The following is a 13,721-nucleotide window of genomic DNA, read 5'->3' as shown; positions in this document are numbered from 1 at the left end:
GGTCGATGATCAGCCGCCTTGCGGTTTTGCCATTAAACGAAATGGAGGGAACCCCTTTTGATCGATGTAAATAAATTCGAAAGTATGCAAATAGGTTTGGCTTCTCCCGAAAAAATCAGAAGCTGGTCTTATGGTGAAGTAAAAAAACCTGAGACGATTAACTATCGTACCTTAAAACCTGAACGCGAAGGGTTGTTCTGTGAGCGGATTTTTGGTCCTACGAAAGACTGGGAATGTGCCTGCGGAAAATACAAACGTATCCGTTATAAAGGAATCGTTTGTGACCGATGCGGTGTTGAAGTGACACGTTCAAAAGTACGTCGCGAACGTATGGGTCACATTGAATTAGCAGCACCTGTTTCACATATCTGGTACTTTAAAGGAATTCCTTCTCGTATGGGACTTGTTTTAGACATGAGTCCTCGTGCCTTAGAAGAAATCATTTATTTTGCTTCATATGTGGTTATCGAACCAGGAAATACCAACTTAGAGAAAAAACAATTGTTGACAGAACGTGAATACCGCGAAAAACGTGAACAATATGGACAAGAATTCCAAGCAGCAATGGGTGCAGAAGCAATCAAACAATTACTAGACAGTGTTGATTTAGATGCTGAAGCAGCTGAATTGAAAGAAGAATTGAAATCTGCTCAAGGGCAAAAACGGACTCGTGCGATCCGCCGTTTGGACATTTTAGAAGCTTTCCGTGCTTCAGGAAATGAACCAAGTTGGATGGTTATGGACGTTATTCCAGTTATTCCACCAGATTTACGACCAATGGTGCAATTAGAAGGTGGACGTTTTGCAACAAGTGACTTAAATGATCTTTATCGTCGAGTAATCAACCGTAATAATCGTTTGAAACGCTTGTTAGATTTGAATGCTCCAGGAATCATCGTCCAAAACGAAAAACGGATGTTACAAGAAGCTGTTGATGCGTTGATCGATAATGGTCGTCGTGGCCGTCCAGTTACTGGACCAGGTAACCGTCCATTGAAATCTCTTTCTCACATGTTGAAAGGGAAACAAGGTCGTTTCCGTCAAAACTTACTTGGTAAACGTGTTGACTATTCAGGACGTTCCGTTATCGTTGTAGGACCTTTCTTGAAAATGTATCAATGTGGGTTGCCAAAAGAAATGGCGATCGAACTATTTAAACCATTTGTGATGCGTGAATTGGTTCAACGTGAACTAGCTTCTAACATCAAAAATGCGAAACGTAAAATCGAACGTCAAGAAGACGAAGTTTGGGATGTCTTGGAAGACGTAATCAAAGAACACCCAGTACTACTTAACCGAGCACCTACGCTACACAGACTTGGTATCCAAGCATTTGAACCTGTTTTAGTACAAGGTCGTGCGATTCGTTTGCACCCACTTGTATGTGAAGCTTATAATGCCGACTTTGATGGAGACCAAATGGCCGTTCACGTACCATTGAACGAAGAAGCACAAGCGGAAGCTCGTATGTTGATGCTAGCTGCTCAAAATATTTTGAATCCAAAAGACGGTAAACCAGTTGTAACACCTTCCCAAGATATGGTTTTAGGTAACTACTACCTAACAATGGAAGAAGAAGGTCGTGAAGGCGAAGGAATGGTCTTCCGTGACCAAAACGAAGCTGTGATCGCATGGCGTAACGGCTACGTTCATTTACACTCACGTATCGGTGTGAACCCTAATTCATTAGGTGAAAAACCATTTACTGACTGGCAAAAAGAACGTACGATGATTACAACCGTTGGTAAGATCATCTTTAATGAGATCATGCCTCCAGAGTTCCCTTACTTGAATGAACCAACAGACTTCAACTTAACGGTACAAACACCGGATAAATATTTTGTTGAAGCAGGTACAGATATTCCTGCGCATATCAAAGAGCAAGAATTAGTCTTACCATTCAAGAAGAAAAATCTAGGAAATATCATTGCGGAAGTCTTCAAACGTTTCAAAGTAACTGAAACTTCTAAGATGCTTGACCGAATGAAAGACTTAGGGTATAAACATTCTACACATGCTGGTATCACAGTAGGTATCGCAGATATCAGTGTACTGAATGAAAAACAAGGAATCATCGAAAATGCCCATAAACAAGTTGAAACAATTACAAAACAATTCCGTCGTGGATTGATTACTGATGACGAACGTTATGAACGAGTAATCGCTGTTTGGAATGCTGCTAAAGATAGCATCCAACAAAAACTGATGGAAGGGTTAGAAGCGAAAAACCCAATCTTCATGATGTCTGACTCTGGAGCCCGTGGTAACATCTCCAACTTTACTCAGCTTGCTGGTATGCGTGGACTGATGGCTGCTCCGAATGGTCGAATCATGGAATTACCGATCATCTCAAACTTCCGTGAAGGACTTTCTGTCTTAGAAATGTTTATCTCTACTCACGGGGCTCGTAAAGGGATGACCGATACTGCCTTGAAGACAGCCGATTCAGGTTACTTGACTCGTCGTTTAGTTGACGTTGCCCAAGACGTTATTATTCGTGAAGAAGATTGTGGAACAGACCGCGGTCTTGAAATCCAAGCGATTCGTGAAGGAAACGAAATCATTGAATCATTAGAAGATCGTTTGATCGGTCGTTACACACGTAAAGAAGTACGTGATCCAGAAACGAACGAATTGATCATCGCTGGTAACCAATTGATTTCAGAAGATATTGCAAAAAAAATCGTGGATGCAGGTGTGGAAACTGTCACGATCCGTTCTGTCTTCACATGTAACACAAAACATGGTGTCTGCAAACACTGTTATGGACGTAACTTGGCAACTGGATCTGACGTTGAAGTTGGTGAAGCAGTTGGTACGATCGCCGCTCAATCAATCGGAGAACCAGGTACTCAGTTGACAATGCGTACCTTCCATACCGGTGGGGTAGCCGGAGACGATATCACTCAAGGTCTTCCTCGTGTCCAAGAAATTTTTGAAGCACGTAATCCTAAAGGGCAAGCAGTGATCACCGAAGTAACTGGTGACGTCATCGATATCTCAGAAGATGCTTCAACTCGTACAAAAGAAGTAACAATCAAAGGGAAAACCGACACACGTACGTATACTGTTCCTTATACAGCACGTATGAAAGTCGCTGAAGGCGATATGATCCACCGTGGTGCGCCATTAACGGAAGGTTCAATCGATCCTAAACAATTGTTACAAGTTCGTGATGTATTATCAGTTGAAAACTACTTGCTGCGTGAAGTACAACGTGTATACCGTATGCAAGGGGTAGAAATCGGCGATAAACATATCGAAGTAATGGTTCGACAAATGTTACGTAAAGTCCGTGTAATGGATCCAGGTGATACAGATATCTTACCAGGTACATTGATGGATATTGCTGACTTCAAAGACCAAAACTACAATACATTGGTAGCTGGAGGCGTACCTGCAACATCTCGCCCAGTCCTACTAGGTATTACCAAAGCATCATTAGAAACAAACAGCTTCTTATCTGCTGCATCCTTCCAAGAAACAACTCGTGTCTTGACTGATGCTGCGATCCGAGGCAAAAAAGATCCTCTTCTTGGTTTGAAAGAAAATGTTATCATCGGTAAAATCATCCCAGCTGGTACTGGTATGGCTCGTTACCGTAACATGGAACCAAAAGAAGTCGGTGTTGCAAGTGAAAATGTTTATAGTATTTCAGACATCGAAGCACAAATGGCTGCAGAAGATGCAATGAATGAACAAACAAAATAATGTGACACCAAACAGAGCTAAGATGAACATCTTAGCTCTGTTTTTTTGTCGTGCTAAAGTTGATAGAAACAAACGAAATTGAGAATTTGTTCATTACAGACGAGCATTTTTTCTTATTTTTGTACTTCTAGAAAAATAGGTCCATGAATCATTGAATTGCTTAGCAAAACTTGCTAAAGGTTGCTATGCTAGATCAGGTTTGTTCATCGTTCAGGTAAAACTGCTATGTAGGAGCGGATGGGTTGAGATTTTTTCAGATAATAAACGATACATAATCGAGTTTGAACCAAACGTTTCAGTAAATGATGCGAGTGCTTGTTGAGCTTGAAGTATAAAAACTTCTTCTTGTAGTTGGGAATGTGAGGACGAAGGATGTGTGGTATTGAGAATCAATTTTTCAAGTAGATTTTTTGGGTTGTCTTGATCTACTAGCGTACCAGAATTCTTTACTGACTTACTTGGTAAAATTTGTTGAATTTTATCAGTGAAATTAGTTTTTTGACATAACGTGTCCCCCTGAAGTTAAAAATTTTAGCGGTTGTTAATTCAAAATCTGTGGAAAAGTATAATATAAAAGAACTATCCACAAGGAAAAAGAAAAACCGTTTTATTCTCTCTTGTGGAAAAAACAGTTGAGACGAAAAAGAAAGTTATCCACAAAAGAGAATGAAAATAGGGAAAATCGATGAAAATACCGGGAGGGGGTAAAATGAGTATTTCTTTGGAGTATTGTATATACTTTTAAATAGATGGATAAAAAAATCAAATCAATGAAAAGATTAGTAAAAAAGAAAATGTTGCAATACTCTATCTTAATAAAGCAAGCAGGTAAGTATAGGAGTATCGATTCTTTGTTTATTCGTTTCGAAGGTAAGCAAAACAGTATCACCCTTTTATAAATCAAGGTATGATGAAAGACAAAGGGGGATTTTATATGACGAAAAAAGCAGTTTTTGCAGGTGGTTGTTTTTGGTGCATGGTCAAACCTTTTGAAACACAGCCAGGAATCATAGCAGTAACCTCTGGCTATACGGGAGGACATGTCCCAAATCCTACCTATGAACAAGTAACCACAGGAACGACAGGTCATACGGAAGCGGTAGAAATCGAGTATGATCCGTCTCTGGTTTCTTATGAACAGTTAGTCGAAATCTACTGGCAACAAACAGACCCAACGGATGCTTTCGGTCAATTTGCTGATCGCGGAGACTCTTATCGACCGGTCATTTATTATAGCAATGAAGAAGAACGTGAAATCGCTGAAGCATCAAAGAAACAACTACAAGAAAGTGGTCGATTCGATCGTCCGATTGTCACAAAAATCGAACCCCGAAGTGAATTTTATCCCGCTGAGGAGTATCATCAAGACTATTATAAGAAGAACAAAGTCCACTATAATCTTTACCGAGAAGGCTCTGGACGAGGGAGTTTTTTACGAAAACATTGGTCTGGAAAATAAGACACATTGCATTTTGAAGAATTTCAGTTAGGGATAAAAGCTGGCTATGCTTTGGCTTGCTGTGAATTTAGTGATTTTTAAAGTTATCTAAGTGTCAATGGATCGACCATCTGGTTGATCCATTTTTTTATAAATCAAGGTTCATTATCGTTTGTTGAATGACAGCAAGCAGAAAAGATACTAAGCTATCAAAAGCGTACGTAATGAGGCAAATAAGCGAAGTCCGTCAAATCATTAATCATCATCAGTTAAAAGACTCACATCGTTGATAACCAATAAATAGACAACTAAATTACCACACATGAAGGAGAAAAAGTGCGACACTCAAAAAAGGCACAAAAGGTACTCTTTTAGATTTTTTATCGTGAGAGAGAAAAATAAAGAAAAAAAGTAATCCCAATAAACTAGCAAGAAAGAGGAGTTGCATCAGTTGATTGAGAGTTAGACCGCCACTCCAGCTTAAAAGTAATAAAGCATCACCTAAACCTAAAAATTCACTCCCGTAACGAGTAAGGAAAAAACTGATCAAGAATAAAACAGCAAAACTAAGCCATTGAAATTCTCCTTTGATCAACCAAGTCATCCATAAGATAAACCAGATAAAATAAAGCGTTCTTCCCTCGATCATCAAATAAAAACTATCCATTAACGAGAGTAAAAAGGCTGACAAAAACCAAAAAATAAGTAACCCGTCTGGGCGCTGTGAAAAATAAAATAGCCAAACAGATAAACAACCACCGATACATTCTGCTATAAAATAAATCGGTGAAAGCTTGCTGCGACAGTTTCGACAACGAAAACGTTGGTAACAGATGGAAAGCAATGGGACCAGTTCATACCAAGCCAATACATGCTGACAGTTGACACAATGAGACCGTGGGTAAATAATAGAGTGTCCTTGTGGTAGGCGTTGTGCCACTAAGCATAAGAACGAACCAATGCAACAACCAATGATAAAATAGAGAAACATAGCGAGGGCCTCCTTTTAAAGAAAGATACGCCAATAACAACCATTTTATTTATTTTTAGTAGAGGTGACAAAATGAAGATTTCGATCGGAGTCGATATCGGTACGACACAAACAAAAGCAGTGGCATTCAACGAGCGAGCTGAAGTCATCGCTTCAGCTTATTTCCTTAATCCAATGATCCAAGAAGCACCAGGAATGGCAGAACAAGACCCAGAATTGATCTTCCACGGTGTATGTACAGTAATCAAAGAAGTCGTCAAACAGTTACCGAAGTCGACAACTATAGAAGTGATTGCATTTTCATCAGCGATGCACAGTTTGATTCTGTTAGATGATAATAAACACCCTTTGACCCGTATGATCACTTGGGCAGATAATCGTGCGAAGGTACAGGCTGAAAAACTAAAAAACAGCCAACTAGGGTTTCACTTCTATCAACAGACAGGCACGCCGATCCACCCAATGACGCCACTAGTTAAAATCCATTGGTTGAACGAAACCCAACCAGAACTAACGAAGCAAGTGGCATACTATGTTAGCATAAAAGAATATATCTTTTACCGTTTGTTTGGGCAACTAGTCTGTGACTACAGTACAGCCTCAGGCACAGGTTATTTTGATATCCATCAATTCAAATGGGCAGAAGAAGCGTTAAATTACTTATCAATCACTCAAGAACAACTACCTGAAGTGATGCCGTCAACCATGATACTCAATGGATTATCAAAAGAAATGCAAGAAATCCTAGGATTAGAAAATGATATATCATTTGTTTTAGGTGGTGCTGATGGTCCTTTATCTAATTTGGGGCTAGGAGCTTTTGGCGAAAAGGTAGCTGCGTTAACAGTCGGAACCAGTGGGGCATTAAGATTTATTACAGACAAACCACAACTACATCCAGAGATGGAAACCTTCTGTTATGTACTGGATCGTACACACTGGGTAGTCGGTGGCGCAACAAGTAATGGTGCGGGGATTTTTGATTGGGCAAGTCAAACTTTGATGCAAGAAGTAACACAAGCAGCTATTGACCAAGGTGAAAATCCTTACGATGCTCTTTTCTCAGCAATTACGTTTGTCCCACCAGGAGCGAACGGATTACTCTTTCAGCCCTATTTATTAGGAGAACGAGCCCCTCTATGGGAGGCAGAAGCTTCTGGGAGTTTTTTAGGTTTGCAAAGAGACCACACGGAAAAAGAAATGATGCGAGCTATTCTAGAAGGAATTTGTTTCAATTTAAAAAGGATTTTGACAGGAGTTTGTTCAAAAGATCAATTAACAGAAATCAGAGCTACAGGCGGATTCTCACAATCGCCTGTCTTTCGCCAATTAATGGCTGACGTTTTGGGGTATCCGCTCATTTTCCCGGCGGTGTCTGAAGCCTCCGCTTTAGGAGCCGTTTTCTTAGGGTGGCAAAGTATCGGGAAGATCACTGACTTAAGCGAAGCTATAGAAAAAGTACAGCTTGCTTCACAAGTACCAGTTCAACAAACGGTCAAAGAGACATATCAAAAAATCTTTCCGATTTTTGTTGAAACACAAAAACAAGTAGCGGCAACTTATCAGCCTTTAGCACATTTACGTCAAACTTTAAGTACTATGAATGAAAAATAGGATGAAAAAGTAGAATGACGGAATAAGAGAGGAATAGTGTAAGAACTAGAAAAAACGACTAAAGCAATAGAAAGTCTTTTCTAAGAAATGATAGGATGAAAATCGTTCTCAACTAATTGGTTTTATTGTACTTTTGTCTCAAAGTTTACTATGCTTTTATTGTAGACAAAAGTTAGGAGGAGAAAAGAAAATGAAATTTCCACAAACAAAAGAAGTATTAAATCAATTAGTTGCAGACTTGAGTCAAATGTCTGTTGTTGTTCACCAAACACATTGGTATATGCGTGGACCAGGTTTCTTGACATTGCACCCAATGATGGATGAATTTATGGATGACTTGAATGAACAATTAGATGAAATCTCAGAGCGTTTGATCACACTAGATGGTTCTCCTTATTCAACCTTACGTGAATTTGCAGACAACACCAATATTCCTGACGAAGTAGGCAATTGGGATCGGACTATTCCAGAACGCTTGGAAATTCTTGTGAAAGGTTACCGCTATTTGGCAGACCTTTACCAAAAAGGAATTGAAGTAGCTGGTGAGGAAGGCGACGACCCAACACAAGATATCTTTATCGAATTCAAAACAGCGACTGAAAAACGTATCTGGATGATCCAAGCTCATTTAGGAAAAGCACCAGAAATCGATGCGTAAAATGATCATCAGCTGATGATGTTATATAATAGTAGAAAAACTGCGAGGGAAGTCATTTTCCTTGCAGTTTTTATTTTAGAAGAGAAAGAAACGTTCTTCGTTCTAAAAGAGCACGAGGGAATCACAAGGATACGTGCAATAAAAACGAAAGTTTCGGATTGCTAAGAAAAAACGTTGACATTAAGGGGATTAGCAGGTAATATGTTAAATGGTATTGTTTGCCCCACAAAGAGCCCCGGAAACTCGAAGTGTATGTCAAACATCAGAACTTAAATTGGAGGAAACTAACGTGCGTACAACATATATGGCCAAACCAGGCGAAGTAGAACGTAAATGGTATGTAGTAGACGCAACTGATGTTCCATTGGGACGTCTTTCAACAGTTGTTGCATCTGTACTACGTGGTAAAAATAAACCAACTTTCACACCTCATTTGGACACTGGCGATTTCGTCATCGTAATCAATGCAGATAAAGTGAAATTAACAGGTAAAAAAGCGACTGATAAAATTTATTACCGTCACAGCAACTACCCAGGAGGATTGAAATCAATCACTGCTGGCGAATTGCGTGCTAAAAATTCTCGTCGTTTGATCGAAACTTCTGTAAAAGGAATGCTTCCTAAAAATACTTTAGGCCGCAAACAATTTACAAAATTGAATGTATACGCTGGAGCTGAGCATCCACATGCAGCACAACAACCAGAAGTTTTAGACATTACAAACTTAATCTAATAGGAGGGAATTTCATTGGCACAAGTTCAATATATCGGCACAGGCCGTCGTAAAAATGCAGTTGCTCGTGTACGTTTAGTACCAGGAACTGGTAAAATTACTGTAAACAAAAAAGATGTTGAAGAATACATTCCACATGCTGACTTGCGTGAAGTAATCAATCAACCTTTCGCTGTTACTGAAACAAAAGGCGCTTATGACGTATTTGTTAACGTAAACGGTGGAGGCTACGCTGGACAATCAGGAGCTATCCGTCATGGTATCGCTCGTGCATTGCTAGAAGTTGATCCTGACTTCCGTCTAGCTCTTAAACGTGCTGGCTTACTTACTCGTGACGCACGTATGGTTGAACGTAAAAAACCAGGTCTTAAGAAAGCTCGTAAAGCTTCACAGTTCTCAAAACGTTAAGAATTCTATTATATCAACGTTTCAGACACTTTCCAAATTTTGGAGAGTGTCTTTTTTTGTACTTTTGGGAACGACAATGATTTGCATTTATTGGATAAAACAATGTCTTCATTAGATAGTGTTTCCAAAGAGAGTATTCCTAATTTAGCGCCAGGACAAGTTATATTGACTGGTGTATTATTTGATCTTTCAATAATTATACAAGTTGAACCCTGTAAAAAAAATTATCTTTTTTTGAGGCGTTAATAGGCTACTACTTATGAGTACCGAATCCTTTAATATAGACAATTTGATTTTTTACATTCTTTTTGATATGTTAATTACGCGAAGCAATACTATTTTTATCAATAAAGCACAAAAACCACTCTACTGCGAATAGAGTGGTTTTCTTTTTCATCCGTTGCGACTACGAATGAGTGGGCTAGAAGCAACTTACTATTAGTCATTGTCTGTCTCATCTAACCAGTAAGAAAAAAGTTTGATAACGTTACCTACAAAAATAGGCGCAATGACCTAGGCTACTATTTTTTCCAATAAAGCACACCCCCTTTGAGGGCAAGTTGCCAAAGTGAGTATAGCATATTGTGTATTAGAAAGTGAATTTAAATTTTATGGGTGAGGAATTGTTATTAAAGGGTTATCCATCCCTTTCCAAATTTTGGAGAGTGTCTTTTTTGTACTTTTGGGTATGGAAATGGGTACTAGCTTTTTAAACATGCTATTCATTTAGCATTTTTTACTTCTGCTAATCGTTGTTCAAATTTTTTATAAGTGGATAGATCGATAATTTAGTAGTTATCTTAGGAATGTTTGGAGTATATAAATAATGATAGATGTAATTACTTGTTTCTATAATTGTATACGCAGATAGTATTTTTAAAGTATCTATTTAATAAAATGAATATTATCAGTGCAATAAATAGTGTTTAATTATTTTACAAATTATCTAACCACTGAAGAAAATCAGAAGAGTATATAAAATAAATAAGTTAGTAAGGACAATTTGATTTTTTGGATTATTCTTGATATGATGATGGTGCGAAGTGATATTAATTTTTACCAATGGAACACAAAAACCACTCTACGGCGAATAGAGTGGTTTTCTTTTACAATCGTTGCGACTTCGAATGTGTGGGTTAGAAGCAACTTGCTATTAGTCATTGTCTTTCTCATCTAACCAGTGAGAAATTAGTTGAATAACTAAACCTACAAAGATAGGTGCAATAACTAGCGATATTAATTTTTCCAATGGAATCACCCCCTTGGGGGCAAGTTGCCAAAGTGAGTATAGCATATTGTGCATTAGGAAGTGAACTTAAATTTTATGGGTGAGAAATTGTTATAAAATAGTCTTTTTGATTCACGCATATTTTTTGGGTACGTCTTTAGGTACGAAGGTCTTAAAATGTGGTGAAATCCATTAAAACCGTACTTGTTGAAGAGTTGCTCAATCTATTGCTATCCATTCCCTTCAAAATCTCTGCTACAGAACTAGCTCTTAAGAAAGCTCGTAAAGAATCACAGTTTCCAAAACGTTAAGAATTCTATATATCAACGTTTCAGACACTTTCCAAATTTTGGAGAGTGTCTTTTTTCATTTTGAATCATAAAAAAGTTGTCGTGAGTCTCACCAACATCAAAAAGTATAGGGTCATAATAATCTGTTCCACTTTAATGTGGAACAGATTACGTATTTATCTTTAGGGAGAAAAACTCTATGATATAGACAAGGAAAACGTTTTCTGAGGTGATGATGGATGTTATCAAAGCGCGAGAGTCAGTTAATTGAATTACTTTTAGAGGAGGAGAATTTTCAACCAGCAAGTTTCTTTAGTGAAAAACTCAATGTTTCGAATAAAACAATTTATCAAGATATTCAGAAGCTTGGACAGTTCTTGAATCGTTTTGAGTTAAAAATTGAAAAAAAACCTCGCATTGGGATCTACCTAATTGGAACGTCAACTAAAAAAAATGATGCCAAAATATTTATCACTAGTAAAGAAGCCATGTCAACAGAGGTAAAGTATAGTTCAAATTATCGGAGAGTGTACTTATTCGCCAATCTAATTTTTAAAACGAATAAAAAAAGATATGAGTATTTTGAAAAAAAGTTTTTTGTCAGTATTGCAACTTTGCGTAAGGACTATGAGGAAATCATCAAATATTGTCGGTTAGCTGGGATTAGGATTACTTCAAATCATGTAATAGACACACAAAAAACACCTGAAGAGTTGATCCAGCGGACATTTGTCAATTATTTTGAAAAAAACATCGGTGTAGGGAATGAAAAATGTCAATATCACTTTGTTTTTGATCAAGCGATGGTTCAGTTTGTGGATGATTTTGTAAAGAATTTTTACCAACAGTCTAAACAGCAACCAACAAATTATATTGTCCATTCACTCAAACTTTCGTTGTTAACTTTGATTGGTCGAGTGAAGCATGGCTACCATTCACAAACGAATAAAAATCCTTTGTTTGTCGAAATAAAGAAAATGGAATTATATATGGTGGCACTAGATTTTTCAAATGGGGTCAAAGATGAATTGAATTGTTCCTTTACGATAAATGATCTTTACTTTATTTGTTCGTTGTTTATGGGACATGGAGTGAGACCGTTTGTGAATCTGGCAACCCATAGTCAACAAATCATGGAGACCACCAAACAATTCATTCAAGATATGTCGACACTGGTTGAGAAAGATTTGGAGCAAGATGGACAGCTACTTCAATCACTATTTGCGCATATTGAGCCAATGGTTTATCGGTTGCAAATGGGGATTACCATTAAAAATCCTTTAAAAGAGGATATCATTCGGCAATACAGCACAATGTATACGCTAACAACTTACTGTATTCCAAAATTGGAAAAAGCAATGGGGATCAGAGTAACGGATGATGAAATTACTTTTTTGACTATTCATTTTCAGTTAGCTTTTGAAAAAATTGTGAATACGAAGCATGTTTTTCTTATTTGTCCAACTGGATTGGGAACTTCGCAATTATTATTTCAGCGTATTCGTCATAGTTCTCCTAGCACCGTAGTCTATGAAGTGATTGATGTTCAAAAGTTGCAGGATTACAACTTAGATAGTGTCGATTTGATTATTTCAACAGTCAAATTGGAAAATGAGTATCAAACGCCGATTATTTATGTTCGACCATTACCAACGAAAGAAGAAATTGCATTGATTAATCGTCATCTTCTTACCTTGAATCAACAAGACAATACATTTTTACCATCCATTGCACCGGATAAAACGATTTTAAAGAAATATTTGAAGGATGGTTGGATGTTTTTGAATCAAGATTTTGATAGTAGAGAATCTGTACTTTCTTTCATCACTGAGAAATATAAAGAAGAACAATTAGTAAAGGATAATTTTCTTGAGGTTGTACTTCAAAGAGAAAAACTAGGAGCTACCGGACTTTCATCAGGCGTAGCCATCCCACATGCAAATCCTAAATATGTAGTCAAAACAAAAATTTCTATTATCACTCTAAAAAACAAAATTACTTGGGGAGATGTGGATATAAGGGTTGTTTTATTCTTAGCGATTGCAGAAGAAGATATGATTCAAGTGAAAAATATGATTGCACTACTTTATGATGTCTTTGTCTCACCTGAGAGAATAAAAAGTATTGCAAGTAATGAAACAAGGAATGAGATTATTAACGAAATTATAGGAAAGAGGAAGTAAGATGACGAGTTATTTTGGAAAGAAAATTGCATTATTTCAATCTGAGGTAAAGAGTCAGAAGGAAGCTTTATCAATTATTGCAACTTGTCTATATCAAACAGGTTTAGTGAAGGATTCGTTTGCAGAGAATGTACTGAAAAGAGAAGAAGTGTTTCCTACTGGCTTATTAATCAATGATGTTGGGATTGCTATTCCACATACGGATGCAGAACACGTGAATGATTCTCAAATTGCATTTATGTCATTGAAAACACCAGTAACTTTTTATGAAATGGGAACTGCAGATAAGGAAATTTCAGTCAGCTTGATCTTCATGTTGGCGTTGAAAGAACCACATGCACAGTTAGAAATGTTACAGAAGTTAATTACGATGTTTCAAAAAAAAGAGGTGGTTCAAAAGCTTCGAGCTGTAAATAATACTGAGGAGTATTATCAAATTATTGAAAAAGAAGGATTCGTTTAATAAC

The 13,721-nt window shown here is 37.5% G+C and carries 11 protein-coding genes; 8 read left to right on the top strand and 3 right to left on the bottom strand.

Going from position 1 to position 13,721, the window contains the following annotated elements:
- Positions 1-57 precede the first annotated feature (57 nt).
- Together rpoC and msrA are read left to right on the top strand one after the other, a co-directional pair.
- Positions 58-3,711, top strand: a complete 3,654-nt coding sequence (gene rpoC, locus IGL28_RS12970; RefSeq protein WP_081128974.1) for a DNA-directed RNA polymerase subunit beta' — start codon at positions 58-60, stop codon at positions 3,709-3,711.
- A gap of 934 nt (positions 3,712-4,645) precedes the next feature.
- Positions 4,646-5,170: a peptide-methionine (S)-S-oxide reductase MsrA gene (gene msrA, locus IGL28_RS12965; protein ID WP_080704615.1), complete on the top strand. Its 525-nt coding sequence runs from the start codon at positions 4,646-4,648 to the stop codon at positions 5,168-5,170.
- A gap of 292 nt (positions 5,171-5,462) precedes the next feature.
- Here the strand turns inward: msrA and IGL28_RS12960 are convergent, their stop codons facing one another.
- Complete coding sequence (locus IGL28_RS12960) at positions 5,463-6,140, bottom strand: prepilin peptidase (protein ID WP_105198792.1); 678 nt, start codon at positions 6,138-6,140, stop codon at positions 5,463-5,465.
- A gap of 72 nt (positions 6,141-6,212) precedes the next feature.
- Between IGL28_RS12960 and IGL28_RS12955 the strand changes: the two genes are divergently transcribed.
- The 4 genes from IGL28_RS12955 to rpsI all read left to right on the top strand — a co-directional run bounded on the left by IGL28_RS12955 (position 6,213) and on the right by rpsI (position 9,553).
- On the top strand, positions 6,213-7,754 hold the full coding sequence (locus IGL28_RS12955) for a gluconokinase (RefSeq protein ID WP_081128973.1): 1,542 nt from the start codon (positions 6,213-6,215) through the stop codon (positions 7,752-7,754).
- 190 nt (positions 7,755-7,944) lie between these two features.
- A complete protein-coding gene (locus IGL28_RS12950; RefSeq protein ID WP_010720679.1) occupies positions 7,945-8,412 on the top strand; it encodes a Dps family protein in 468 nt (155 codons plus the stop codon).
- 304 nt (positions 8,413-8,716) lie between these two features.
- On the top strand, positions 8,717-9,145 hold the full coding sequence (gene rplM, locus IGL28_RS12945) for a 50S ribosomal protein L13 (RefSeq protein WP_034686358.1): 429 nt from the start codon (positions 8,717-8,719) through the stop codon (positions 9,143-9,145).
- 15 nt (positions 9,146-9,160) lie between these two features.
- Positions 9,161-9,553, top strand: a complete 393-nt coding sequence (gene rpsI, locus IGL28_RS12940; protein WP_002287505.1) for a 30S ribosomal protein S9 — start codon at positions 9,161-9,163, stop codon at positions 9,551-9,553.
- Between the two features lie 438 nt (positions 9,554-9,991).
- On the opposite strand, the gene IGL28_RS12935 is transcribed toward rpsI, so the two are convergent.
- The gene (locus IGL28_RS12935) at positions 9,992-10,063 is read right to left on the bottom strand and encodes a type I toxin-antitoxin system Fst family toxin (protein WP_128427655.1); all 72 of its coding nucleotides are present in this window, start codon (positions 10,061-10,063) and stop codon (positions 9,992-9,994) included.
- Positions 10,064-10,706: 643 nt separating this feature from the next.
- Positions 10,707-10,847, bottom strand: a complete 141-nt coding sequence (locus IGL28_RS12930) for a type I toxin-antitoxin system Fst family toxin (protein WP_115233184.1) — start codon at positions 10,845-10,847, stop codon at positions 10,707-10,709.
- A 463-nt stretch (positions 10,848-11,310) separates the two neighbouring features.
- Between IGL28_RS12930 and IGL28_RS12925 the strand changes: the two genes are divergently transcribed.
- Together IGL28_RS12925 and IGL28_RS12920 are read left to right on the top strand one after the other, a co-directional pair.
- Complete coding sequence (locus IGL28_RS12925) at positions 11,311-13,254, top strand: BglG family transcription antiterminator (protein ID WP_081128971.1); 1,944 nt, start codon at positions 11,311-11,313, stop codon at positions 13,252-13,254.
- Position 13,255: 1 nt separating this feature from the next.
- The gene (locus IGL28_RS12920) at positions 13,256-13,717 is read left to right on the top strand and encodes a PTS sugar transporter subunit IIA (protein WP_010720675.1); all 462 of its coding nucleotides are present in this window, start codon (positions 13,256-13,258) and stop codon (positions 13,715-13,717) included.
- The last annotated feature ends 4 nt before the right edge of the window (positions 13,718-13,721 follow it).

The organism is Enterococcus sp. AZ077 (genome assembly GCF_051714965.1).
GTDB lineage: Bacteria > Bacillota > Bacilli > Lactobacillales > Enterococcaceae > Enterococcus_B > Enterococcus_B hirae.
Note: the sequence above shows the minus strand (reverse complement) of the source record. Positions and strands in the feature narration are given on the sequence as shown.

Bases quoted from the DNA above. Each gene is read 5' to 3' on its own strand.
- IGL28_RS12950 (WP_010720679.1), top strand. From the start codon at position 7,945: ATGAAATTTCCACAAACAAAAGAAGTATTAAATCAATTAGTTGCAGAC.
- IGL28_RS12955 (WP_081128973.1), top strand. From the start codon at position 6,213: ATGAAGATTTCGATCGGAGTCGATATCGGTACGACACAAACAAAAGCA.
- IGL28_RS12925 (WP_081128971.1), top strand. From the start codon at position 11,311: ATGTTATCAAAGCGCGAGAGTCAGTTAATTGAATTACTTTTAGAGGAG.
- IGL28_RS12920 (WP_010720675.1), top strand. From the start codon at position 13,256: ATGACGAGTTATTTTGGAAAGAAAATTGCATTATTTCAATCTGAGGTA.
- msrA (WP_080704615.1), top strand. From the start codon at position 4,646: ATGACGAAAAAAGCAGTTTTTGCAGGTGGTTGTTTTTGGTGCATGGTC.
- IGL28_RS12960 (WP_105198792.1), bottom strand. From the start codon at position 6,140: ATGTTTCTCTATTTTATCATTGGTTGTTGCATTGGTTCGTTCTTATGC.
- IGL28_RS12930 (WP_115233184.1), bottom strand. From the start codon at position 10,847: ATGCTATACTCACTTTGGCAACTTGCCCCCAAGGGGGTGATTCCATTG.
- rplM (WP_034686358.1), top strand. From the start codon at position 8,717: ATGGCCAAACCAGGCGAAGTAGAACGTAAATGGTATGTAGTAGACGCA.